Origin of the sequence: Sulfuriferula sp. AH1 (assembly GCF_002162035.1) — a bacterium.
Taxonomy (GTDB): Bacteria; Pseudomonadota; Gammaproteobacteria; order Burkholderiales; family Sulfuriferulaceae; genus Sulfuriferula.
In genome coordinates, this window is the sequence record NZ_CP021138.1 from 113,038 (window position 1) to 136,798 (window position 23,761).

The window sequence follows — 23,761 nt, forward strand, 5'->3', positions numbered from 1 at the left end:
CGCCATCCCATCCATGTCAGCACTCGTTATTGTAGAATCGCCTTCCAAGGCAAAAACCCTGAAAAAATACCTCGGCGCGGAGTACGAAATCCTCGCCAGCTACGGTCACGTGCGCGATCTGGTGCCCAAAACCGGCGCAGTCGATACCGACAGCGATTTCGCGATGAAATACCAGCTCATCGAGCGCAATGAACGCCATGTCGATGCCATTCTGCGCGCGGCGAAAAAAGCCGACCGCATCCTGCTCGCAACTGACCCGGATCGCGAAGGCGAGGCCATTGCCTGGCATTTGGCGGAGATTTTGCGAGAAAAGAAAATCACCCCGAAAAAGCCAATCGCCCGCATCGAATTTCATGAAATCACCCAGAGCGCGATCCAGCATGCCGTAGACAACCCGCGCGAAATCGCGATGCCGCTGGTCGATGCGCAGCAGGCCCGCCGTGCGCTGGATTATCTGGTCGGGTTCAATCTGTCGCCGCTGCTGTGGCGCAAGATCAGCCCGGGTCTGTCCGCCGGTCGCGTGCAAAGCCCGGCGCTGCGCCTGATCGTCGAACGCGAACTGGAAATCGAAAAGTTCGTCGCCCGTGAATACTGGAGCATCCATCTCGACAGCCACAAGGCCAATCAGCCTTTTTCAGCACGGCTGATACAGTTCAACGGTGAGAAGCTCGAGCAGTTCAGCGTCCCCACCGCCGACGCGCAACAGAGCATACTCGACCAGTTGGCCGCACATAAAACCGGCACAGTCAGCCGCGTCGAAAAGAAGCGCAAATCGCGTAACGCCGCAGCACCGTTCACCACTTCAACACTGCAACAGGAAGCCGTGCGCAAGCTGGGCATGACCACCGACCGCGCGATGCGTACTGCGCAGCAACTGTACGAAGGTATCGACACCGGCAGCGGCGCAGTGGGCCTGATCACCTATATGCGTACCGATTCGGTCAATCTGGCACGCGAAGCGATCGACGACATCCGCCACTACATCCAGAGGAATTTCGACGCCGGCTATCTGCCCGCGGCACCCGTGTATTTCCGCAACAAATCGAAAAACGCTCAGGAAGCACACGAAGCCATACGTCCCACAGCGATCGCGCGCACCCCGGATTCCGTGCGCAAATTCCTTACCATCGATCAGGCCCGGCTGTATGAAATGATCTGGAAGCGCACGCTGGCCTGCCAGATGACGCCGGCGCAATTCGATACCGTCAGTCTGGACATCGCGGTCGGCAGCCCGGCCAATTTGTTCCGCGCTACCGGACAAACGCTGGTATTCCCCGGCTTTATCGCCGTGTATCAGGAAAACCAGGACGATGCCGCAGAGGAAGACGATGCCAAGTTGCCGGTTCTGGTCGAAGGTGAAACCATCCCGGTGGACAAGCTGTCGGGCGAACAGCACTTTACCCAGCCGCCGCCGCGCTATACCGAGGCCAGTCTGGTCAAGACGCTGGAAGAATACGGCATCGGGCGGCCATCGACCTACGCCAGCATCATTTCCACATTGCAGGACCGCGAATACGTGGTGCTGGATAAGAAACGCTTCATGCCCACGCCGACCGGCCGGCTGGTGAACTGCTTCCTCACCACGCATTTCACCCATTACGTCGATTACGACTTCACCGCCAAGCTCGAGGACAAGCTGGATGACGTATCCAACGGCGAACTGAAATACCTGCCCTTGCTGCATGAATTCTGGGATGATTTCGCCGGTACCCTGGCGGCCAAAGCCGATGTGGAGCGCGGCTGTCCAATCGAGGATGAAGTCTGCCCCAAATGCGGCGGCAAGCTGTTTCTGCAGGCCAGCAAACGCGGACTGTTTATCGGCTGCTCCGGCTATCCTGCCTGCGATTACACACGTCCGCTGCATGGCGGTAACGAAGAGGGTCCGGTCGTGCTCGGCAACGACCCGGCTAGCGGGGAAGACATCCTGCTGCTCAATGGCCGCTACGGCTGGTATGTTCAGGTCGGCGCCACACCGGAAGACAAAAAAATCAAACCCCGGCGCGCCTCATGGCCGAAGACCCTGCCCATCGAGACTGCCGACCTGCCAACCGCATTAAGGCTGCTGTCACTTCCGAGAGAAGTGGGCGCTCACCCTGACACCGGCTTAACGATCGTGGCCAACATCGGCCGCTTTGGCCCTTACCTGCAACACGACGGCAAATTCAAGTCCATTCCCAAAGACGACGATGTTTACACCATCGCCTTGCCGCGTGCCCTGGAAGTCTTGTTAATGGAGCGCGCCCCTCGCGGCGGTGCCCCTGCGGGCAAGCCGCTGGGCAATCATCCGGAGGATGGCAAAACCGTTACTCTGAATGAAGGCCGCTACGGCTGGTACGTCAAACACGGCGCTGTCAATGCTACGCTCCCCAAGGACATGACACCGGATACGGTAACTCTGGAGCAGGCGTTACCGCTGCTCGCGGAACGCGCCAGCAAAGGCAAGCCGGCTCGCAAAAAAATAGCGGCCAAAGCCAAACCGGCAAGCACGGCCAAGAAAGCGACAGCGGTGAAAAAGCCTGCAGCAACCAAAAAACCGGCAGTCAAAAAAGCCACGGCGACCAAAACCGAAAAAAAACCCGTCAAACCCAAAACGGAAACCTGACTTTTCAGCCTGCCTGCTGAGCAACGCTTAACCAAAGCGCCTCGGCGGCATTTCAATGCCCAAGCCGGCCAGTGCGCGTATGCGTTCTGGTCGTGTGTGCTTGCGCACATCCCGCAGCAGCCATTTTCCTTATACTTGCATCCAGCAAATGCGTATTCATTATGCACATATAGTTGGAATCATTGGCAATGAAAATTGTCTGATATCTTGAGCGGCTTCTGTCATGACCCATTGCCGCCATAAGATACCACCACAAAAGGAGATATCATGAACAACATCAATCTGAATGATCAGGTAAAACACTTGTTAAATGATAACCGGGCTTTACCGGCAGATCCCAAGGAAGAACGCGTGGTAATGTGGAAAGTGTTCCGCGATGAGAATGCCGCGATGGAATACTCCCACCACATACTGCTTGAGCCAGACCAGCGGCTCGTAGGGGGGCACGGCACGGATTCGGTCGGCGATTTTTACTGGCTGGGAGTCGAAGTAGCCGATCTGGCCGCATGGGGGAATTCGCATGCGATACAGTTAAGCGATCCTTTCGAAGCGGAAGATCCCAAAGTCCAGGGACGAGGATTTGGGAATGAGTTGCACTGATCTGTAAATCCGGCCGATTAACCGCAAGGCAGACAAGAAACTGTTCGTGCACAACGTTTGCCTGATTTATTCATGGTTCTGCACTGGCATTTACGGCCGGAATCACTAGCGGCATCTGTTTTCGGGTGCCCAAATTACATCAGCATTATCATAGGATAATGCATTACTCGATCCCCCGCCAAGAATAGCCGTGACATGGGATCAGTTCTGATCTAACCGGTTTCTCATCTCCAAACCCTTAATCCTGTACCCGGGCCGTTGCAAACGATGCCGAATTGGTCGGAAATATAACCGGCATTACAAAATATTTTGAGCTCGCATACATGACCTTCATGTCTTTTTATTATGGGCAACGTACTTGAAATGACAGGATTTTTAGACGATGTCTGTGCTTGAGATATGTGATATAGTCAAGCGGTTCGCGTATTGACCGCTTTGCATCGGCGAGCTGACCATGCCTCTCTTTCCTCTGTTCATAAGCGCATAACAACCCACCCGCTCCAGAAGACATGTTACATAAAGAAATCAATCATCATCGAATTATTCTGGTTACAGGTGCAATTTTAATCGCAGTGGCCTTATTTACCGGCATCATGGTGTTTTACGTCATGCAACGCCATGCCGAGCAACTCCTCAGTAACAGTTTGCAGTCGTCCCTGCAAAACCGCAAAGAACTAACGACATCGGAAATTCAACACGATATTGACAAGATTACAACGATCGCGACACGCCCTTTCCTTATCGAGCAATTGCAGCGTGCAAACGAGCATGTTGATGATGCCGTAGCTATCCATGCACTTGATCGGGCGACCAAGTCTTTTTTTGTTACCGGGCTCTCGTCCATAACACTGTATGGGAAAAACGGGCAAATACTGGCACACGCCGGGAACCCCATTCAGCATCCGGATTTGGCTGTTCAACTTAATAATGTTTCCGGGCACGTACAATTACTCTCGTCAGGAAAGCTGTTCTTGCGCATAGCAATAACCATTATCGATGCGGGACGAGCAGTCGGTAACGTGGTTGCAGAAATGCCCTTGCCTGCGCTTAGCGATATGTTAAATGATGCAAAAAACCTGGGGAGCACAGGAGAATTAGCTTTATGCGCGCCTACAGGCAGCAACATGCAATGTTTCCCTACCACACTCAACACGCGGGTTTTCACGCTTTCCAAAAGAACCGCCCAAGGCGTGCCGTTACCGATGACCTATGCACTGGAAGGCAAAACCGGATTTATCACTGCACAGGATTACCGTCACCAGCAAGTTATCGCCGCCTACACACCCATCGACAGTTTTGGGCTGGGTATGGTGCTGAAAATGGATACAGCCGAACTCTATGCACCGGTCTGGAATCAGCTGCATTTCCTGTTACCCTTGCTGGCCGGTATCATTATCCTGGCACTGATGCTATTACGCTGGCTGCTTTTGCCGCTGGTAAGCAGACTGGTACATTCGGAAGAGCAGGCTCGTCAGACCAGCGCCAGCTTGCGCGATAGCGAAGAACGCACGAGGGCAGTATTAAACAATATTGATGAAGGCATAACCAGCATTTCCGCTAGCGGCACTATTGAACTGTTTAATCCAGGAGCTGAACGCATGTTCGGTTACAACAGCAAGGAAGTTCTTGGCAAAAACGTCTCCATATTAATGCCGGAGCCAGACCGTAGCGCGCATGATAAATACTTGGAACGCTATCTCTATACAGGCGAGCAACATGTGATCGGATTCGGACGGGAAGTATCTGCGCTACGCAAGAATGGTGAAATATTTCCCATGGATCTGCGGGTCTCGGAATTCTCACTGGACGGACAACGCCGGTTCATCGGCATAATGCGTGATATCACCGAACGCAAAGCCGCCGAAAACAAAATCATTCATTTAGCCAATCACGACAGTCTGACCAATTTGCCCAACCGGAATCTGGTACAGGACCGGATACAGCAAACCATTACCAGCGCCAAGCGCGCGAGCACCCAATTTGCCGTAATGTTCATTGACCTCGACAAATTCAAGATCATTAACGATTCGCTCGGTCACGACACCGGCGATCAGCTACTGCAAACTGTCGCGCAACGGCTCACCGCCTCGTTACGGATGGGTGACACCGTAGGCAGGCAAGGCGGCGATGAATTCATCGTGCTATTGACCAGTCTGAGTACCGCCGAAGACGCCGCGCTGGTAGCACACAAAATATTACTCAACCTGGCTGAACCCTGCCTGCTTAACGGCTATGAACTGCATACCAGCGCCAGTATCGGCATCGCCGTCTATCCGCAAGATGGCGATAATGTCGAAACCCTGCTCAAGAATAGCGATACCGCCATGTACCATGCCAAGGATAGTGGACGCAGCAATTTCCAGTTCTTCACTCAGAGCATGAATGCCGTTGCTGCCGAACGATTACTGATGGAGAACAGTCTGCGTCAGGCTATGGAGCGCAGCGAGTTATTGCTGCATTATCAACCACTGGTCAATCTGGCTGACGGCAGCATTGCTGCTACCGAAGCGCTGCTACGCTGGCATCACCCCAGCCAGGGTCTGATTCCCCCGGACCGGTTCATTCCTGTGGCCGAAGATTCCGGATTGATTGTGCCGCTGGGTGAATGGGTATTCAGGCAGGCGTGCATCCAGCTCAGCAAATGGCATGACTTGGGAATACCTTTGCGGCGCATGGTAGTCAATCTTTCGCCGCGCCAATTCCGCCAGCCTCAGTTGGTGCAGACCTTCAGCGCCATCCTCAGTGAAACTGGCGTCGATCCCCGCTGGCTCGGTCTGGAAATTACCGAAAACGTCATCATGGAAAACCCGGAAGAGTCGATAATCCGGCTCAAACAGCTGCAGGCGCTAGGTATCGAACTGTCACTGGACGACTTTGGTACCGGTTATTCGAGCCTGAGCTATCTCAAGCGTTTTCCGATTGATAAGCTCAAGATCGATCAGGCCTTTATCCACGACATCACCACCGACCCCAACGATGAGGCCATGGTAGCCGCCATTATCGTCATGGCGCACCGCCTGAACATTCGGGTAGTGGCAGAAGGCGTGGAAACCGAAGCTCAATTGGCCTTCCTGCACGAACATGGTTGCGACCAATATCAGGGCTACCATTTCAGCAAGCCGCTGCCGGCCGAAGAACTGCATCTGAAGCTGAACTCAACCGCGATGGCGTAATTGCTTCTCTTCTGACCCAGACCCAAGCGCATTATTCTTTGCTTTACCCATTGTAAATCTGTTGTCAAGCAGAGTTAAGGTTATTGTCAGGTTTCTGCCATATAATCACGCCTTTACTCGCGCCGGAGATCTGCTTGAAAACTCGTTTGGCATTTACACTCTGGCTCGCGCTGGCAACATCGTCAGCGGCGCTAGCAACAACACCTGTGCCTGCAGCATCTCCGACCTTATTAACGCTGGCACAGGCTCAGGCCATGCTGCTGGCGCACAATCGCGACCTGCTGGCAGCGCAGCGCGGCGTTGAAGCTGCGCAAGCTTCGCAATTATCCGCCGCAGCACGGCCCAATCCGCAAGTCTCCATCAATACCGCCAGCATCAACCCCCATAGCGTCGGCGCAGGCAGTCCTTATGATAAACGCATGGACACCATATTGCGCGTGGATCAGGTGATAGAGCGGGGCGACAAGCGTGACTTGCGCATCAAGACCGCCGGGCAACTGGAAAAGGCCAGCGAAGCCGATTTGGCCGATATCACGCGCCTGCAACGTATCGCGCTCTTTAACACCTACTATGATGTCGCTTACGCGCAGGACAAGATACGGCTCACAGCGGAAGCCGCCGAATTCGCGGTAGCATCGCAAAAAAAGGCCGAGTTGCGGCTATCGGCCGGCGATATTGCCGCTTCGGAAGTCGCCCGCATCCGGGTCGATATGCTGCGCGCTCAAAATGACGCCGAGCAGGCCGTCGCCGATGCCGCCAATGCACGCATTGCGTTAGCCTATCTGCTGGGGCTGGACAATCAGGCTGCGCAAATCCAGGTCGATGACAGCTGGCCCGCAGTCAATGGCTCTGGCACTACCCCTGATTTCAACAGCATCATCTCCCGCCGCGCCGATGTGCAGGCAGCCCAGGCGCGGGTCGATGCCGCGCGCCAGTACAAAGAGCTGGTCAGGGCGCAGCGCACGCGCGATATCTCGGTGGGCGCCCAGGTAGAACATTATCCCGGCCAGACAGAAAATACGGTCGGTCTCGGCATCAGTTTCCCGCTGTTTCTCGGTAATCGTTTCGAGGGCGATATCCGCAATGCCGAAGTGGCGCTAAACGCAGCCGAAGACAATCTGGATCGGGTGCGTGCGCTCGCGCTTGGCGAGCTCAATCGCACCCAGGCCGCGCTCGCTAGCAGTCAGGCGCGGCTGCTACGCTATCAGACCAGCCTGCTGCCTGCCGCTCGCCAGGCCATGGATGCTGCTGAATTCGGCTTTGCCAATGGCGCCATCTCGGCCGTCGATTTGCTGGATGCGCGCCGCACCTGGCGTGCCATCCAGCTCGAAGCACTGAGTGCACAATCCGATTACGCCCGTGCACTCGCCATATGGCGCACCAATACTCAAATCGCTCAGGAATAATTTATGAAAAAGTCGCATGTATGGCTCGTACTCATCGCCGCGGGAGTGATAGGAGGCGCTTACTACTATTACAGCTCTCGCCCGGTCGCGCCTGCGGTTCAGCCAAAGACGAAACCCGCAGCCGAAGCCGATGTGTTGCGCTATGTCGCCGGTGCGCCGCAGCTCTCCGCAATCCACAGCGAAGTCGTGCAGCGCGTACCCGTACCGTTAGCCGATCCGCTGAACGGCAAAGTCAGCTATAACGAAAACGTGACTTCCCGGATTGCCGCGCCTATCGGCGGGCGGGTGTTAAAGATCAATGCCGAACTGGGCGACAGCGTACGTGCCGGACAAACCTTGCTGTTGATGGATGCGCCCGATCTGGGTAACGCCATCGCCGATACTGAAAAGGCGAATGCGGATGCACGCCTCAGGCAACTGGCGCTGAATCGTGCCCGTACCCTGTATCAGGGCGGCGCACTGGCCCGCAAGGATCTGGAAGCGGCGGAAGCGGATTATGCTGCCGCCGGTGCCGAAGCCCGCCGCGCTGAGCTGCGCTTGAAAAACCTGATGCCCAATGGCATGAACAGCACCAATGAAGGTTATGCGCTACGCAGCCCGATTGATGGAATAGTCGCCCAGCGCCAGGTAAACCCGGGTGAGGAAATCCGCCCTGATCTGGCTGACCCCTTGTTTATCATCACCAATCCCGCGCAGGTATGGGTAACCGTGGACCTGCCGGAAAATCTGCTCTCAAAAGCCCGGATCGGGCGTCCGGTAAGCATCGCCGTGGACGCCTATCCGGATCAGCAATTCAAGGGCCGCATCGAAAAAGTGGCGCCCGCTCTCGACCCGATTACCCGCCGCATAACAGTACGCTGCTCGGTAGACAACACCGACAATCTGCTCAAGCCGGAAATGTACGCGCGCGTCACCCTGATCGCCGATATCAGCAGGACCGCATTCCGTATCCCCAACACGGCGCTGGTCAGCGACGGTCTGTACAGTTACGTGTTTGTCGAGCTGGCTCCCGGCGTATTGAAAAAGCGCCGTGTATCGCTGGTCGCGCAAGACCGCCAATTCAGCTACACAGTCGATGGTTTGCAGGCAAACGAGCGCATTGTCACTGCCGGTGCCTTGCTGCTTAATTCCGAACTTGGCGCTGCCAAATAACGAGGCGGCCCATGCTGGATAAACTCATTACCTTCGCCCTGCAACAGCGCGTATTCATACTGCTGCTGACAGTCGCATTAATCCTGCTCGGCATCAATGCGCTGGACAATCTGCCCATAGAGGCCTTCCCCGATGTGCAGGATGTTCAGGTGCAAGTGGTCACTCAGGCTGTAGGCCAGGCACCGGAAGAAGTGGAGCGTACAGTCACATTGCCGATCGAACGCGAGATGAGCGGGGTGGCGCGGATCACCCAGCTGCGCTCGGTATCGATTACCGGCTTGTCGATCGTGACCCTGACTTTTTCCGATGGCACGGATGATTATTTCGCGCGCCAGCAGGTGCTGGAAAAATTGCAGAATGTCACCCTGCCGCCGGGAATACAGCCTACCCTGGCACCGCTATCCACCGCCGTCGGCGAGATTTACCGCTATGTGCTGGAAGCGCCTGCCAATATGCCGATCTCCGAAATTCGCGCTATTCAGGACTGGCAGATCCGTCCGGCCCTGCGCATGGTCAAGGGTGTCGCCGATGTCGTCAGCTTTGGCGGCGTCATCCGCGAATACCAGATCAACGCTAATCCCTATGCACTGAAAAAATACGGCGTCACGCTGGATCAGGTAGCGCAGGCATTGTCCGTCAACAGTGCGAACGTCGGCGGAGGGTTGTTGCGCCGCGGTGACGAATCGCTGGTGGTGCGCGGGCAGGGCCTGTTTACCGGCCTGGACGATATCGCCCATGTCGTGATTACGGCGAAGGACGGCAAGACCGTGCAAGTGGGGGATATCGGCGAGGTGGTCATCGGTGCGCGCCCGCGTTCCGGGATAGTGGCTTTCAATGATCAGGACAATGTCGTCGAAGGCATCGTGCAGATGGTCAAGGCACAAAATGCGGCAAAAGTCGTTGCCGACCTCAAACTCAAGATCGATGATATTAACGCCAAACTGCCTCCCGGCGTAAAGCTGCACACCATTTACGACCGCACCCAGCTGATCAAGCACACGGTGCATACCGTAACCGACAACCTGATCATGGGCGCGGCACTGGTCATTACCATCCTCATCATGTTCTTGCGCAACTGGCGCGCAGCACTGATCGTCGCATCGATCATTCCACTGGCGCTGCTATTCGCGTTTGTGCTGATGGATGCGCGCGGCGTCTCCGCCAATCTGATATCGCTCGGCGCCGTGGACTTCGGCATCATCATCGACAGTGCCGTGGTGCTGGTTGAGGCGCTGATGGTGCGGCTGGCGGCTGGCAGCCTGAATCAGGCACACAACACACTGGGCTGGCGCACCCATGCCCTCAAGCAGACCGCGATCGAGCTGGGACATCCGATTTTGTTTTCCAAGGCCATTATCATTCTGGCGTTCCTGCCGATTTTCACTTTTCAGCGCGTGGAAGGCAAGATTTTCACCCCGGTTGCACTGACGCTGAGCTTCGCGTTACTGGGCGCCCTGATCCTGACCCTGACCCTGATTCCGACCCTGCTGTCGTATACGCTCGGCAGCAACGGCATGGCAGAAAAGCATTCGAAATGGATGCATAAGCTGCAGCAGCGCTACCGCTCGCTGCTACTCTGGGCGGGCGAGCGCTTTAAAGTGATATTGGCGGCATCGCTCGGGTTACTGGCCCTCGCCCTGGCCGGTGCGCCGATGCTGGGCAGCGAATTCCTGCCCAAGCTGGATGAAGGCAATATCTGGCTCACCATCAGCCTGCCGCCGCAAACCGCGCTGGACAAGACCAAGGACATCGAACGCGAGGTCCGCGCCATCCTGCGCAGCTATCCCGAAGTGGGTAACGTGGTTACCCACGTCGGCCGTCCGGATGACGGTACCGATCCCAAGGGCCCGAACAACATGGAAATCCTGGCGGATCTGAAACCCCGCGAAACCTGGCATTTCGCCAGCAAGGAAGCCCTGATCGAGGACATGACGGCGAAACTCAAGCGTATCCCCGGGTTGCCAACCAATTTCTCACAGGTTATTCAGGACAACGTGGAAGAAGCAATGTCCGGCGTTAAGGGCGAGATTTCTGTAAAAGTGTTTGGTCCCGATCTGGAAATCCTGCAGGACAAAGCCGACCAGATAGCCTCCATACTGGCCGAAACACCCGGCGCCACTGACGTTGCCGCAATCCAGGTCAGCGGTCAGACCGAACTCAATATCGTCCTCGACCGCGCCAAAATGGGGCGGCTCGGCATCAATGTCGCCGATACCAATAGCGTGATCCAGACGGCGCTTGGGGGGCAGGTGATCAATAATTTCTACGAAGGCGAACGCCGCTTCGACGTCACCCTGCGTCTGGACAAGCGTTATCGGGATGCCGTGGATGACGTGGCCAATTTGCAGGTAGCGCTGCCCAATGGAGCCGGTACCATTGCATTGGGCGATATTGCCCGCATCTCGGTAAAACAGGGTGCTTCGCGCATCAGTCGCGAAGGCGGCGGCCGCAACGTGTCGGTCAAGTCCAACCTGCTCGGGCGCGATCAGGGCAGCTTCGTTGCTGAAGCGCAGCAGCGGGTGAAGGAGCAGGTCAAACTGCCGCCCGGTTACCATATTACCTGGGGCGGGCAATTCGAAAATCAGCAGCGGGCAATGAAACGCCTGAAGATCATCGTGCCTATCAGTTTATTCATGATTTTTTCGTTATTGTTCTGGGCGTTCCGCTCGGTGCGCCTCGCCGGTCTGGTGCTGATGATGGTGCCGTTCACGCTGATCGGCGGTATCGCAGGATTAGGTCTGGCTGGCCTGCATCTCTCGGTGTCCGCGGCAGTGGGCTTTATAGCTGTCGCTGGTATTTCGGTGCAGAATGGCGTCATCATGATGGAACAAATCATCGATTTGCTGCGCAACGGCTCTGACATGAGCACTGCGGTGCTGGAAGGCGCAGTACAGCGCCTGCGCCCCATACTGATGACTGCATTGATGGCCGGGCTGGGCTTGTTGCCGGCGGCGTTATCCCATGGCATCGGCTCCGAAACCCAGCGTCCATTCGCAGTGGTTATTGTAGGCGGTATCGTATCCGCGACCCTGTTTACGCTGTTGCTGTTGCCGCTCGCTTTCCAGCGCGCGGCCATCCCGAAACCTGCAGATAACATTCCTGAGTGAGGTGTAAATGCGTGTTCTAATTGTTGAAGATGACGATCTTTTGGCGGCTGGTCTGGTGCGGGCACTCGATCAGACCGGGTATGCAGTCGATCAGGTAAACAGCGGCGAGCGCGCCGATCTGGCGCTCAGTTCAGAATCCTACGATCTGGTGGTGCTGGACATCGGTTTGCCCGGTATCGATGGTTTCAGTGTACTCAAGCGCTTGCGCGCCCGCGGCCAGCTATGCCCGGTGCTGATACTGACGGCCCGCGATGCCGTTACCGACCGGGTACGCGGTCTGGATCTGGGTGCCGACGACTACATGATCAAGCCTTTCGCATTAAGCGAATTCGAAGCCAGACTGCGCGCTCTGGTCCGGCGCGGCGCGCAGCTCAATAGCGCGCAGCTGGTTTGCGGCAACCTGATTCTGGATACGCTGGCCCATCGGGCCTGGCTGAATCAGACTCCACTGAATTTGACCGCACGCGAGTGGGGCGTGCTCGAATATCTGCTGATGCGGCAAGGTCAGGTATTGAGCAAGGATAAAATCCTGCAGGCCGTATGCAGCTGGGATGAAACCATCAGTCCGAATGCCATCGAGGTATACATGTCGCGGCTGCGCAACAAGCTGGAGCCGGCTGGCGTCAATATCCGCACCATACGCGGATTCGGCTATTTGCTCGAGGCTGACGATGTCCCGCAGCATAGCCCAGTCTAGTCTGAAGCGATTACTGCTGAGCTGGCTGCTCGGCCCGTTGCTGGGGTTGCTGGCTGTTGCGTCGGTGGGCGCTTTTTACATTGCCAGAACCTCTGCAACCGATGCCTATGACAGGGCGCTGCTCGATCCGATGCAGGCCCTGAGTCAGCACATCGAAACGGTCAATAACCAGCCGATATTGAAAATGTCGCCGGAATCGCTGCATTCGCTGTTCACCGATGCCTATGACAGTCTGTATTATCAGCTCGCTACCGATAACGGCCACATCTTTGCGGGCAGCCTGCGCCTTCCTGTCCCGCCGCGCCTGTCTACCAAGCCTCTGTTTTATAATGCAATTGTAAATGGACGAAATGTCCGGGTTGCCGCATTGCGCATCCAGCTGGACGACAGCCCGAATTATGTGGTGATCCAGATTGCCGAAACCCTGACCAAGCGCGATCATAATCTGTATGAAATACTGGCAATCATGATCGCACCGGCGCTGCTGATGGTATTGGCCGCCGTGATTCTGGTATGGTTTGGCATTAATCGCGGCCTTACGCCGTTACAGAAACTGCAAGCCGATATCGCTGCACGTTCGCTGCGCGATTTGCGCCCTGTGCCGGAAAATCATGCGCCTGAAGAAGTACGCCCGGTCATTGTTTCCCTTAATACGCTGTTAAATAAGCTGGCTGCCGCGATAGACGGGCAACAGCGGTTTCTCGCCAATGCCGCCCATCAGCTGCGCACACCGTTGGCCGGACTGCAAACCCAGGTCGAGGTAGCATTGCGTAGCGACATGTCGGATGACTTGCGTGCGACATTTAAGCAGCTGCTGGTTGCAACTCAGCGCGCCGCTCATCTGGCCAATCAATTGCTCACTTTAGCCCGTGCCGAACCCGGTGCGCTGCATCTGATGTCAATGCAGCATCTGGACCTGGCCAATCTGATAGAAGATGTTATCGGTCAATGGCTGGGCCGTGCCAATACCAAGCATATCGATCTCGGTTTTGAAATCGCATCAGCGAAATTGTGGGGAGATCCCTTGCTGGTTGGGGAGCTGATCGCCAATCTGATCGATAATGCTATCCGATATACGCGTGAAGGCGGCTATGTCACCATACGCTGCTATCAGGATACCGGTGCTGTGCTGGAGGTCGAGGACAACGGAATTGGCATCCCTGAATCCCAGCGGGAAAAGGTGCTGGAACGCTTTTATCGTGTCGACGGCAGCCCTGGCAATGGCTGCGGACTCGGCCTTGCCATTGTCCAGGAAATCGCCAAACTGCATGAGGCCGAACTTGTCATTACCACTCCGGAACATGGTCGCGGCACCAGAATAATCGTACACTTTCCTCAGCAAACAGCCTGATTCCGGGTTATAAACGCGATAATTTTGCTGTCTTCATGCTTGGTAGTTAATGGCTGCGCATTGAATCCCGCCTAACCGGTATGGTATTGTCCGTTTCAGTTAAACTGCCAAATCTCCTTGAAATTCAAGTCTTATGAGCTACCATGAAAGCTCAATTATCAGCACTTACTCCCCATTCTCTTTCTATAACGCAATGAACCCGTAAGGGAAGGATCCTTTCCAAGGAGAGAATACCCGCTCAATATTCAGCGTGCTTAAACAGGAGGATCAAATGTACAAAATAATTTTTACCGCATTGGTCACGGTGTTTCTTCTTAATGGATGTATCGTCGTTCCTGCGCATCACGATTCGGGCGTGGTAGTTGCACCGGCCTTGCCGGTGGTAGTAGAGCTGGGTGTCGAGCCATATTACTATTTCAGCGGATATTATTACTATTACCATAACAATCGCTGGAGTTATGCAAATACCCGATCTGGCCCCTGGCTGGATTTGCCGCCTAATCGATATCCCAAGGAAATCCGTTATAGAGGTCGTGACGATGATCGAGGCAATCGGGGCCATGATCGGGATTAAGATGCGGCTTGCCGCGTAGACAACACCCATCCATACAACAAGAGGAGATTTACCATGTCATCGATAACCAAATTGAAAATATTACTCGTGCTATCCATTACTTTTGCTTTATCAGCGTGTGACACGACCGGCACACGTTCGGATACTGCCCGTTCTGGTAACGGAGTTATACAGTCTATCGAATTGGTTCAGCAGGGGGGCGGTATTGCGGGTAGCGGTTACGGCCTGGGGACGGTAGCCGGTGGCGTCGTTGGCGGCATTCTTGGCAATCAGGTTGGCGGTGGTACCGGGAAAACAGTGGCTACGGTTGGCGGAGCTGCCGCCGGTGCTTATGTGGGGCATCAGCTGGAGAAAGGCAAAACCGGCACGGGCAATGCCTATAAATTTACCATTTATATGAATGATGGTTCCTATCAAACATTGACTCGGTCTACATCTGGTAATTTTAAAGTGGGGGATAAGGTACGCATTGAAAATGGTGCACTCTATCGGCAATAGCTGTAAAAGCAAAACCCGGAAATAAATCCGGGTTTTGCTTTACGTAATTTTTGATAAATACGTTTTTATAGGTTCTCATCAGGGTCTAGATATCGGTAACGTGAAATCATATAATTTCTAATTACGATGAACAATTGCTAGTCAGGTTTTTCTCATTTTTTCAGATTTTCCTACATTACCTTATGGCATCTTCTTCACCAAATAAGGTCCATCTGGGATCGCATTCTGACCAAGCACAAAAACTTGTTGATTAGCTTGTTCCGTAAGCGGCATATAATTTGGAGCCGCGCGAGTAGCCGCAGCATTAATCGCAGCCACAATCAGCATCGCCAGAGGCGATCCTGAGTTACTATTTTGCGGGGAATACTGCATGGTTTTATGCTCTTTCCAGATTTCCGTTCCATCTTTGCTAACCATTCGGTAATCGAAATCAACAGTCACAGTGGCCGCAATAAATGCATACTGTGCATCCCATCGATTGATGGTTACATAGAGTACAGCGTCAGCACCAAACAACTTAGCAAGAGACGGGGTTGGCATCATACGAATGCGGTCAGCTTCGTACAAACCTTCTTGTTCCAATACGTATTTAGTCGTGTTAACAGGAAACACGTAATAACCTTTTTCTGCAAGCGGTTCTGGCAATGTCGACAGCACATAGTTTGGCGCATCTACATCAAGAGATTTGTTGACCATAGGGACAACTAAAATTGATCGCGGTGCCGCGGCATGAAATGCACTCATATCGTACTTGACGGGTTGCGCGACACAACCTGTTAATGATAAGGCCGCGAGTGCTGTAATTATTTTTTTCATTGAGCAACCTCCGCGCTTGCCTGTTTGCGCCGCTCTAGATTCTTAATCATAGCGTCCATTAACCCTTTGCTTTCTGGCCATGTATCCCGCTCACGGGTATACATAGCGACTGCCTTATCCGATGAGCCTGACTGTAGATAAAGCGTACCCAACTCAGCAAGCAATCCCGGTGCAATTTTTTGACCGGTTTTGTCCATTGCTGCAATGTGCTTCTCGAGCCCTACCTTCATTTCTTCCATTTTTGCGGGGTCTTTATATCCTTTGTAGAGCATGGATTCATAACCACCCCAATTGTACATAGGCTGGGCGGCACACCCACCCAAAACAAGAACCGCAAATGCTAACGCCACAAATCGCATCTTACTTCCTTTACTTAACTATAAAAGAACGACTCACGCCGTCGCCAAGATATACTTTTTCAGTGAGTAAGACGCCAGTATCTGAAATCACACTAACTATATGAGTGCCTGGCAAAACACGAACTGCCGATTTTCCATCAATAAAATCTGAAACCACGCCCATATCAAGTCCATCTACAATAACACGTGAACTCTGGGCACGATTTCCATCAGCTTTAAATGAAATTTGAGGACGCATATCAGACACGCTCTGTTTCTCTGTAGGCATCTGGGTACAACCTTCAGTAAGCATAGAACCGATGAATGCCCCTGTTACCAATAGTAGAGTTACGCCTTTATTCATTATTTACCCCCCTCAGAACGTACCACTAATTGTTCAGGTTTGTATCCGCTAAATGATCCTGAGATCAAAGTTGCTGTTGATCCTTCATTGAGGTCGTTATCCCCGAAGTTAGAATCAATCCGAATTTTTGCAACCTGACGTCCTGGCAATGTAATCTCTGTTCCTGTTTGAGGAGATTTTATTTTCTCACCTTGTGTCTGTACGGAGAACGTCATACCTGGTTTAATCCCTTGGCTCTTACCTCCGCCTATATAAACCATTCCGGCATCAGCTTTAAGAATATAAGTTTGCCAAGGAGTGGCGCTCATTTCTGTCACAAGGCGATTAACTGCCTCAGACACAGCTTGTCGAATTGCCGAATCGTTGAGTGTGCCATCGTAAGCAGCTTGTGACCCGAATCCGAAAGTAGATGCAGTCTCAGTCGACGACTCACCAGCTCCAGATGTTGCGAAGAAAACATGTCCGGTATTGACATCAACTACACGTACATCAACTTTGGCAAATGCAACCTGACGTTTGCTCGACGACACGAAACCGGTCTCACCAACAGTTTTACGTCCAAATTCAGTTAAAGAGCCGATGACTAAAGCATTCACTCCCACCAAATTAAGTTTCGTATCTGTCAATCGGCTTTCTGCCTGCAAACGACCAATATCTGGTCGCTCAAAAACTAAAAACTCCCCCGATTCTGTAAGCGCCTTGCTCATCAGATCAGTCACCTGTTTACCTAGCGGATCGTCATGGTTATCATGCAGAAGAGATTGGCCATAATTAGTTTCATTTGTAATTCGGCCGAGGGCTATCTTACGTTTTAGCTTAGGAACAACCGGTGCTTGTGATATCACAGCCTGCTGTGCCGCTTTCTGACTAGATATTGACTGTGGGGCTTCTTTTTGTGTCACAGTCGGGGTTTGAATTGCGCAGCCAGAAATTAATACCAAACCTAGCAAGGCCAAAAGTGGGCGTGCAAAATCCGAAGAAAAGCTATTGGGAAGCATTCAAATTCCTTATGGTTATTGATATTAGCCACTGTGGGGTGATTCGGATAATACATTATTAACTGTAACCACGTCACCGAGTAATATACTTTACCACTCACCCCTCTCATCGAAATCTGGACTTCACCCGCTTCAGTAGACACATTATGATGTAGAAACTGAACAGGAGAGAAGCCAATGAGTAGCGCAAGATATACCGCCGAATTCAAGGCAGAAGCAGTCAAACAAGTCACCGAGCGCGGGCATGGTGTGGTTGTGGATGGTGGCTTGAGATTGTCTGCCGGAAAGCCTTGTGCTGCCAGCCATGAGGTGAGTGTGGGCAATAGGATCATGGCCGGGTCTTTTCAGGTGCGGGGATAGGGCGGCAGGTTGGCGATGCGCTCGTCAGTGAGCGGGTAGCCGACGGTAAAGTGGTACATCGACTGGAATGTGGTGTCCTGCAGGCCCAGCAGTTCGTGGCAGGTATCGTCGAAGTAGCAGCCGATGCCGGTGCCGCGCAGGCTGGCGGCCTCGGCTTGCAGGTACAGCACTTGGCCGAACAGGCCAGCTTCCCAGTACAGTTGCCGGTAGCGCCAGGGGGCGTTGTGCAGGGCTGTGTCGAATTCAGCCAGAATGGCCAGGGTGAAGGTGCTGTCGGCGGCGATGGCCTGATGGCAGCTGATGGTTCTCAGCGCTTTGCCCAGATTGGCTTTGGCGAGCAGGTATAACGGCAGTGGTTCGGGGCAGCCGTCGGGCTTGCGCCAGAGGAAATCTGTGCGCATGGTGGCCTGCATTCGCGCTTGGGCGTCGGCGCTGCGCGGCAGCGCGTAGATGCCGGGCGCGAGGCCGTCGATGCGGTGGACGAACAGTACCGGATGCACGCGCGGTACTTCGTTCCATACATCCCAGGGCGTACCGGAGTCGGGTAGCAGCGCTGTGAGCATGGTGTAGAAACTGTCGGCATCCTGCGTGAAGCGGGCGTCGAAACGCTGGGCGCTGCGACGCTGGCGGATCAGGGTGGCTGCCGCCATGCTACAGGTTGATGCCAAGGCGGACGTTTCCGGGCGGTACATTGCAGGCTGCGTTGCCGGTTTGCGGCTGGCGGCGGCTATGTCGTCTATGATAGGCCAGCGGTACATGGGGTGGGCGTCGAGTATGTTGGCTTGCCCGCGCCAGTCGGTTTGTGTTGAGTTGCGCAGCCAGGATGCGGTTGTATCCGCGTCCGGTGCAATGGTGATTTCCAGCAGCAGCTCGGCTTCCTCGCGCTCGGCGCGGGGAAAGTTGGCGTCTCTGTCCAGCCCCAGCCATTCTGCCAGTTGTTGCTGGCTGACAGCATCGGCGATGCGTACATGCCAGCCCAATACAGCGGCAGCATAGCGCAATGCGCCGATGGCGTGGCCGGTATCGAGCTGGCAGTAGCGGAATGCGCGTTCGCCGTACTTCCATGCTTCGCGCCAGGTGATCGACGAAATGCCGACCAGCAGGCCGGGCTGTGCGGCAGGTGCGGCTGCGGTAATGCGGCAGCGCCGTTCCAGCGCATGGTCGCGGCTCAGGTAGTGGTAAACGCCGTCTTCCAGCTCGGAGATATCGCGGCTGATGACATAGGCTTCGGTCGGGTGCAGGTTGCCGCTGGACGGGTTGCAGCGCACGGCCCAGCGATCGGGGCCGTATTCCTTCCACGCGGACAGGCCGAATGCCAGCTCCAGCATGGCGGCGACGTGATCGAGCGTGAGCGGCTGCGCTGCCACAGCGCCGGGTGTATGCAATGCGGCGAAGCTGGCGGTTAATCGATCTGCGATCATCGGCAGGCGGATGCGCGGTGCGCCGCTGAATTCGCGAAACGGGTTGGGCTGTGCGCTCCAGTCCAGGGTTTCCGGGCCGGCGGCGTAGCGTTCCAGACGGTGTTTGCTACGCTGGTGATAAGCAACAATCTTGGTCAATGACGAATCCGCACCCGCTGCAGGCTGGGTGCGGCCGATGTCGTCAGGTGTGGCTGTCATGCCTGATGCACGGCGATCAGACCGGGCGGTTTTCGCGGATCTTGATCGGGCCCATGATCTTGAGGCCTTCTTCGAAGCTGATTTCTTTCCATTTGGCGGAGAAGAATGCCGCTTTGTCGACGATGGCATCGAGTTTGCCGGCTGTGTCGAATTTTTTCAAGTCGCTTTTTTCTATGCGGAGCATGTCCAATAGCTCATTGTATACCGTTGCTTCGTCCAGCGGCATGACCCAGAAGGTCGCGCCGCCGTATGGTATCTGGTACTTTTCGGAGATGTCGAGGTTGCCGGCAAAGAAGAAGTATTTGCCCATCGGTGACAATTTGTCGCCAACCTGTTCGCATAACAACTTCAGGTGAGCGAGTGATGGCGCGAAACCGGCGAGGAACGGAATGGTGGTTTCCCCGGCGGAAGCAACCATCATGACCTGATCGAGCTTGATTTCGGGCGGGCGTTTTTCGTCGGCCATGGATTCCTGGAATGCCAGTGCAATTTCACCGCGGAAGCCGAAACGGCCGGGTTTGGTGGTTGCGCCTTTGAATACGGGGCTGAGCAACAGGCCTTGCGCGTCCAGCTCGGCAAATGGGGTTTCGGTGATGAGGGTCATGGGATACTCCTTGGGTTGTGCAGAACATCTGCGGTTTAATTAAATTTAACTGTGTGTCAGCTTCGCACTACCGGGATGCTGATCGGCACCGCCCGTCCAAGCGCGGAATCTACCTTGCGGCGTACGGTTTCTATCCTTAGCGGTGTCAACAATGTGCCATCGGCTCCTTGCGCCAGCGCTGCCTTGACGGCGCTATCGTCGGCACTGTCGCAGACCAGCAGTATCCTGACGTTGTTCATGGCGGCTTTTATCAGATTGATGAGCGTCGCGCCTTCGCTGCGTATCAGCCCGATCCCCAGCAATACCAGATGCGGCGGCCATGCCTGCGATTTGTCGATAGCGGCGGAGACGCTCGACAGCACATGAGTTTCGTTTTCATCGGCCAGCATGAATTGCAGCCCCATGCTGTTGATCTCGTCGCTTTCCACTACAAATACGCGCTTGTTTTCTATCGAGCGCTGACTATCTACTCCGATCTGCATTGCAGTCTCCTGATTACATTTAGCAGGCACCTAAGCCATGCGACTTTACTACCTAAGCAAGCTTCATTCCCGCTATTTCAATTAATTGTTAGTCAACGCTGGGCACCCGTCTGAATGGGGTGTACAGGGAAAAATGCAAAGAATATGCAGCGTTGGTCGCATTCAGGCGGACTTGTATCGTTTGCTACAGAGACAGGGCATTTTGTGGGTTTTGCAACAGCCGGTTTGCAGCGTAAAAAGTACGGATATTGAAAATATTATTTAATATAATCAATGTTTTGTGTGTTTATTTTGCGACTGGCACGGCAGTTGCTATTACTGGGCTGCACCTAAAATGTTTTGCCGAACGAGTGACTTGAGACGAAGAATTATTAAGAGTATTCGGAGGGCGTCATGTCGGTCGCATGTTATCCGGAAAGTTGCCGGATTTTCAACTTGAACTGAACTTGTTTTTGTAAAGGAGCTGCAAAATGGCTGCATTAAGGCAAATCGCGTTTTATGGTAAAGGTGGTATCGGCAAGTCTACGACTTCGCAGAATACTCTCGCTGCACTTTCTGATCTGGGTCAAAAAATCCTGATCGTCGGCTGTGATCCTAAAGCTGATTCAACCCGTTTGATCCTGCACGCCAAGTGCCAGGACACTATCCTTTCACTGGCTGCCGATGCTGGTTCCGTGGAAGATCTGGAGCTGGAGGATGTGATGAAAGTCGGTTTCAAGGACATTCGCTGCGTTGAATCCGGCGGACCTGAGCCTGGTGTTGGTTGCGCAGGTCGCGGTGTTATCACCTCGATCAACTTCCTCGAAGAAGAAGGCGCTTACGATGGTATCGATTACGTTTCCTATGACGTATTGGGTGATGTGGTATGTGGCGGTTTCGCCATGCCGATTCGCGAGAACAAGGCACAGGAAATCTACATCGTCATGTCCGGTGAAATGATGGCCATGTACGCGGCCAACAACATCTCCAAAGGCATTCTGAAGTATGCCAACTCCGGTGGCGTGCGTCTGGGCGGCCTGATTTGCAACGAACGTCAGACCGACAAGGAGCTGGAACTGGCTGAAGCACTGGCAGGCATGCTGGGCACCAAGCTGATCCATTTCGTGCCACGCGACAATATCGTTCAACACGCTGAATTGCGCCGCATGACCGTGATCGAGTACGCACCCGACTCCAAGCAGGCTGGCGAATATCGTCAACTCGCTGACAAGATACACGCTAATGCAGGCAATGGCACCATCCCCACACCTATTACCATGGATCAGCTGGAAGACTTGTTGATGGAGCATGGTCTGATGCCAACCATCGATGAATCACTGGTCGGCAAGAGTGCCGAGCAACTGGCAGCTGAAGCAGCGGCAGCGTAATAGAACCGCAAGTCTGGCGCTGTCTGGTTGTGCAGAACAGCGCCGGGCGAGCGGCAGTACCGGGAGATCTCTGTAAATGGCTGCAGGCTTGTAGCCAAAGTCGGGAGCCATTTGCAGAGCGCTTTCGGAAGTACGGATGTTCTCAATGCAACGTTTTTTGATTTTTTAATGGCAGGAGGGCGAAATGAGCCTCACAGTAGAAGAAACCAAAGTACGCAACAAAGAGCTGATTGACGAAGTTCTCAAGGCTTATCCCGAGAAGAGTGCAAAACGGCGTGCCAAACACCTCAGTGTTCATGAGGAAGGCAAGTCCGATTGCGATGTCAAGTCGAATATCAAATCGCTGCCGGGCGTCATGACCATACGCGGCTGTGCCTACGCCGGTTCCAAAGGCGTGGTGTGGGGTCCGATCAAGGACATGATCCATATCAGCCACGGCCCGGTCGGTTGCGGTCAGTACTCCTGGGCTTCGCGCCGTAACTACTACATCGGCACCACCGGGATCGATTCCTTCGGCACCATGCAATTCACTTCCGATTTCCAGGAAAAGGACATTGTGTTCGGCGGCGACAAGAAGCTGGAAAAGATCATGGACGAGATTCAGGTGCTGTTCCCCCTCAACAAGGGCATCACCGTGCAATCGGAGTGCCCTATCGGCCTGATCGGCGACGATATCGAAGCAGTATCCAAGAAGAAATCCAAGGAATACGGCGGCAAGACCATCGTGCCGGTGCGCTGCGAAGGTTTCCGCGGCGTATCCCAGTCGCTGGGCCACCATATCGCCAATGACGCGGTTCGCGACTGGGTGTTTGAAAAAGCCGATCCGGACAAGAACAAGTTTGAAGCCACGCCTTATGACGTTGCCATCATCGGCGACTACAACATTGGCGGCGACGCATGGTCTTCACGCATCCTGCTGGAAGAAATGGGGCTGCGCGTGATCGCCCAGTGGTCCGGCGATGGCACCATTGCCGAGCTGGAAAACACCCCGAAAGCCAAGCTTAACGTGCTGCACTGCTACCGTTCGATGAACTACATCTCGCGCTACATGGAAGAGAAATACAACATTCCCTGGGTCGAGTACAACTTCTTCGGGCCGTCGAAAATTGAAGCCAGTTTGCGTGAAATCGCCAGCCACTTCGACGACAAGATCAAGGAAGGCGCAGAACGTGTGATCGCCAAGTACAAGGCGCTGACCGATGCCGTGATCGCCAAGTATCGTCCACGCCTGGAGGGCAAAACCGTGATGCTGTTCGTGGGCGGTCTGCGTCCTCGCCATGTGATCGGCGCGTATGAAGATCTGGGCATGAATGTGGTAGGTACCGGTTATGAATTCGGTCACAACGACGATTATCAGCGTACTACCCACTACGTCAAGGACGGCACGCTGATCTATGACGACGTCACCGGCTACGAGTTCGAGAAGTTTGTCGAAAAGATCCAGCCTGACCTGGTTGGCTCCGGCATCAAGGAAAAGTACGTGTTCCAGAAGATGGGCGTGCCGTTCCGTCAGATGCACTCGTGGGATTACTCCGGCCCGTATCACGGCTACGACGGCTTTGCCATCTTCGCCCGTGATATGGATATGGCGATCAATAGTCCTGTGTGGGCGCTGACCAAGGCGCCATGGAAGAAGTAAGGCAGTAAATGTAG

At 54.3% G+C, this 23,761-nt stretch carries 20 protein-coding genes; 13 read left to right on the forward strand and 7 right to left on the reverse strand.

Features of this window, described 5'->3' with window-relative positions:
- Positions 1 to 13: 13 nt before the first annotated feature.
- From topA to CAP31_RS00695, 10 genes are all read left to right on the forward strand, one after another.
- The gene (gene topA / locus CAP31_RS00650; RefSeq protein ID WP_087445763.1) at positions 14 to 2,602 is read left to right on the forward strand and encodes a type I DNA topoisomerase; all 2,589 of its coding nucleotides are present in this window, start codon (positions 14 to 16) and stop codon (positions 2,600 to 2,602) included.
- Between the two features lie 267 nt (positions 2,603 to 2,869).
- The gene (locus tag CAP31_RS00655) at positions 2,870 to 3,202 is read left to right on the forward strand and encodes a hypothetical protein (RefSeq protein ID WP_087445764.1); all 333 of its coding nucleotides are present in this window, start codon (positions 2,870 to 2,872) and stop codon (positions 3,200 to 3,202) included.
- A gap of 509 nt (positions 3,203 to 3,711) precedes the next feature.
- Positions 3,712 to 6,375 carry an EAL domain-containing protein gene (locus tag CAP31_RS00660; protein WP_087445765.1) on the forward strand — a complete coding sequence of 888 codons (2,664 nt, stop codon included), beginning with the start codon at positions 3,712 to 3,714 and terminating at the stop codon, positions 6,373 to 6,375.
- 134 nt (positions 6,376 to 6,509) lie between these two features.
- Positions 6,510 to 7,781 (forward strand): TolC family protein, encoded by a 1,272-nt coding sequence (locus CAP31_RS00665; RefSeq protein ID WP_087445766.1) that lies wholly within the window; start codon positions 6,510 to 6,512, stop codon positions 7,779 to 7,781.
- Positions 7,782 to 7,784: 3 nt separating this feature from the next.
- Entirely contained in the window at positions 7,785 to 8,933 is a 1,149-nt protein-coding gene (locus CAP31_RS00670; protein WP_087445767.1) for an efflux RND transporter periplasmic adaptor subunit, read from the forward strand.
- 11 nt (positions 8,934 to 8,944) lie between these two features.
- Positions 8,945 to 12,040, forward strand: a complete 3,096-nt coding sequence (locus CAP31_RS00675; protein ID WP_087445768.1) for an efflux RND transporter permease subunit — start codon at positions 8,945 to 8,947, stop codon at positions 12,038 to 12,040.
- Positions 12,041 to 12,047: 7 nt separating this feature from the next.
- Positions 12,048 to 12,737 carry a response regulator transcription factor gene (locus CAP31_RS00680; protein ID WP_087445769.1) on the forward strand — a complete coding sequence of 230 codons (690 nt, stop codon included), beginning with the start codon at positions 12,048 to 12,050 and terminating at the stop codon, positions 12,735 to 12,737.
- A complete protein-coding gene (locus CAP31_RS00685; RefSeq protein WP_189836626.1) occupies positions 12,712 to 14,088 on the forward strand; it encodes a sensor histidine kinase in 1,377 nt (458 codons plus the stop codon). Before CAP31_RS00680 ends, CAP31_RS00685 begins: the two co-directional genes overlap by 26 nt.
- Before the next feature lie 271 nt (positions 14,089 to 14,359).
- On the forward strand, positions 14,360 to 14,662 hold the full coding sequence (locus CAP31_RS00690) for a hypothetical protein (RefSeq protein ID WP_087445771.1): 303 nt from the start codon (positions 14,360 to 14,362) through the stop codon (positions 14,660 to 14,662).
- 54 nt (positions 14,663 to 14,716) lie between these two features.
- Entirely contained in the window at positions 14,717 to 15,160 is a 444-nt protein-coding gene (locus CAP31_RS00695; protein ID WP_087445772.1) for a glycine zipper 2TM domain-containing protein, read from the forward strand.
- Between the two features lie 180 nt (positions 15,161 to 15,340).
- On the opposite strand, the gene CAP31_RS00700 is transcribed toward CAP31_RS00695, so the two are convergent.
- From CAP31_RS00700 to CAP31_RS00715, 4 genes are read right to left on the reverse strand one after another with little or no spacing between them, the layout of a single operon-like run.
- Entirely contained in the window at positions 15,341 to 15,976 is a 636-nt protein-coding gene (locus CAP31_RS00700; RefSeq protein WP_087445773.1) for a GNA1162 family protein, read from the reverse strand.
- Positions 15,973 to 16,335: a DUF4810 domain-containing protein gene (locus CAP31_RS00705; RefSeq protein ID WP_087445774.1), complete on the reverse strand. Its 363-nt coding sequence runs from the start codon at positions 16,333 to 16,335 to the stop codon at positions 15,973 to 15,975. The genes CAP31_RS00700 and CAP31_RS00705 overlap by 4 nt, the downstream gene beginning before the upstream one ends.
- A 10-nt stretch (positions 16,336 to 16,345) precedes the next feature.
- Positions 16,346 to 16,678: a hypothetical protein gene (locus CAP31_RS00710; RefSeq protein WP_087445775.1), complete on the reverse strand. Its 333-nt coding sequence runs from the start codon at positions 16,676 to 16,678 to the stop codon at positions 16,346 to 16,348.
- The gene (locus tag CAP31_RS00715; protein WP_087445776.1) at positions 16,678 to 17,676 is read right to left on the reverse strand and encodes a CsgG/HfaB family protein; all 999 of its coding nucleotides are present in this window, start codon (positions 17,674 to 17,676) and stop codon (positions 16,678 to 16,680) included. Before CAP31_RS00715 ends, CAP31_RS00710 begins: the two co-directional genes overlap by 1 nt.
- A gap of 177 nt (positions 17,677 to 17,853) precedes the next feature.
- Between CAP31_RS00715 and CAP31_RS14885 the strand changes: the two genes are divergently transcribed.
- On the forward strand, positions 17,854 to 18,036 hold the full coding sequence (locus tag CAP31_RS14885) for a hypothetical protein (protein ID WP_087445777.1): 183 nt from the start codon (positions 17,854 to 17,856) through the stop codon (positions 18,034 to 18,036).
- Here CAP31_RS14885 and CAP31_RS00725 read toward each other — a convergent pair.
- From CAP31_RS00725 to CAP31_RS00735, 3 genes are read right to left on the reverse strand one after another with little or no spacing between them, the layout of a single operon-like run.
- Entirely contained in the window at positions 18,021 to 19,655 is a 1,635-nt protein-coding gene (locus CAP31_RS00725) for a SagB family peptide dehydrogenase (protein WP_087445778.1), read from the reverse strand. The genes CAP31_RS14885 and CAP31_RS00725 overlap by 16 nt on opposite strands.
- A gap of 16 nt (positions 19,656 to 19,671) precedes the next feature.
- Complete coding sequence (locus CAP31_RS00730) at positions 19,672 to 20,259, reverse strand: hypothetical protein (protein WP_087445779.1); 588 nt, start codon at positions 20,257 to 20,259, stop codon at positions 19,672 to 19,674.
- Positions 20,260 to 20,315: 56 nt separating this feature from the next.
- Positions 20,316 to 20,741: a response regulator gene (locus CAP31_RS00735; protein WP_087445780.1), complete on the reverse strand. Its 426-nt coding sequence runs from the start codon at positions 20,739 to 20,741 to the stop codon at positions 20,316 to 20,318.
- A 470-nt stretch (positions 20,742 to 21,211) separates the two neighbouring features.
- Here CAP31_RS00735 and nifH point away from each other — a divergent pair, with 470 nt between their 5' ends.
- Complete coding sequence (gene nifH, locus CAP31_RS00740) at positions 21,212 to 22,108, forward strand: nitrogenase iron protein (RefSeq protein ID WP_087445781.1); 897 nt, start codon at positions 21,212 to 21,214, stop codon at positions 22,106 to 22,108.
- Between the two features lie 184 nt (positions 22,109 to 22,292).
- On the forward strand, positions 22,293 to 23,747 hold the full coding sequence (nifD, locus tag CAP31_RS00745; RefSeq protein ID WP_087445782.1) for a nitrogenase molybdenum-iron protein alpha chain: 1,455 nt from the start codon (positions 22,293 to 22,295) through the stop codon (positions 23,745 to 23,747).
- The last annotated feature ends 14 nt before the right edge of the window (positions 23,748 to 23,761 follow it).

What these genes read in the sequence shown, in the direction of transcription:
- CAP31_RS00675 (WP_087445768.1), top strand. Translation starts at nt 8,945, where the DNA reads ATGCTGGATAAACTCATTACCTTCGCCCTGCAACAGCGCGTATTCATA.
- CAP31_RS00685 (WP_189836626.1), top strand. Translation starts at nt 12,712, where the DNA reads ATGTCCCGCAGCATAGCCCAGTCTAGTCTGAAGCGATTACTGCTGAGC.
- topA (WP_087445763.1), top strand. Translation starts at nt 14, where the DNA reads ATGTCAGCACTCGTTATTGTAGAATCGCCTTCCAAGGCAAAAACCCTG.
- CAP31_RS00660 (WP_087445765.1), top strand. Translation starts at nt 3,712, where the DNA reads ATGTTACATAAAGAAATCAATCATCATCGAATTATTCTGGTTACAGGT.
- nifH (WP_087445781.1), top strand. Translation starts at nt 21,212, where the DNA reads ATGGCTGCATTAAGGCAAATCGCGTTTTATGGTAAAGGTGGTATCGGC.
- CAP31_RS00735 (WP_087445780.1), bottom strand. Translation starts at nt 20,741, where the DNA reads ATGCAGATCGGAGTAGATAGTCAGCGCTCGATAGAAAACAAGCGCGTA.
- CAP31_RS00695 (WP_087445772.1), top strand. Translation starts at nt 14,717, where the DNA reads ATGTCATCGATAACCAAATTGAAAATATTACTCGTGCTATCCATTACT.
- CAP31_RS00715 (WP_087445776.1), bottom strand. Translation starts at nt 17,676, where the DNA reads ATGCTTCCCAATAGCTTTTCTTCGGATTTTGCACGCCCACTTTTGGCC.
- CAP31_RS00710 (WP_087445775.1), bottom strand. Translation starts at nt 16,678, where the DNA reads ATGAATAAAGGCGTAACTCTACTATTGGTAACAGGGGCATTCATCGGT.
- CAP31_RS14885 (WP_087445777.1), top strand. Translation starts at nt 17,854, where the DNA reads ATGAGTAGCGCAAGATATACCGCCGAATTCAAGGCAGAAGCAGTCAAA.
- CAP31_RS00725 (WP_087445778.1), bottom strand. Translation starts at nt 19,655, where the DNA reads ATGACAGCCACACCTGACGACATCGGCCGCACCCAGCCTGCAGCGGGT.
- CAP31_RS00730 (WP_087445779.1), bottom strand. Translation starts at nt 20,259, where the DNA reads ATGACCCTCATCACCGAAACCCCATTTGCCGAGCTGGACGCGCAAGGC.
- CAP31_RS00690 (WP_087445771.1), top strand. Translation starts at nt 14,360, where the DNA reads ATGTACAAAATAATTTTTACCGCATTGGTCACGGTGTTTCTTCTTAAT.
- CAP31_RS00670 (WP_087445767.1), top strand. Translation starts at nt 7,785, where the DNA reads ATGAAAAAGTCGCATGTATGGCTCGTACTCATCGCCGCGGGAGTGATA.
- nifD (WP_087445782.1), top strand. Translation starts at nt 22,293, where the DNA reads ATGAGCCTCACAGTAGAAGAAACCAAAGTACGCAACAAAGAGCTGATT.
- CAP31_RS00705 (WP_087445774.1), bottom strand. Translation starts at nt 16,335, where the DNA reads ATGCGATTTGTGGCGTTAGCATTTGCGGTTCTTGTTTTGGGTGGGTGT.
- CAP31_RS00655 (WP_087445764.1), top strand. Translation starts at nt 2,870, where the DNA reads ATGAACAACATCAATCTGAATGATCAGGTAAAACACTTGTTAAATGAT.
- CAP31_RS00680 (WP_087445769.1), top strand. Translation starts at nt 12,048, where the DNA reads ATGCGTGTTCTAATTGTTGAAGATGACGATCTTTTGGCGGCTGGTCTG.
- CAP31_RS00700 (WP_087445773.1), bottom strand. Translation starts at nt 15,976, where the DNA reads ATGAAAAAAATAATTACAGCACTCGCGGCCTTATCATTAACAGGTTGT.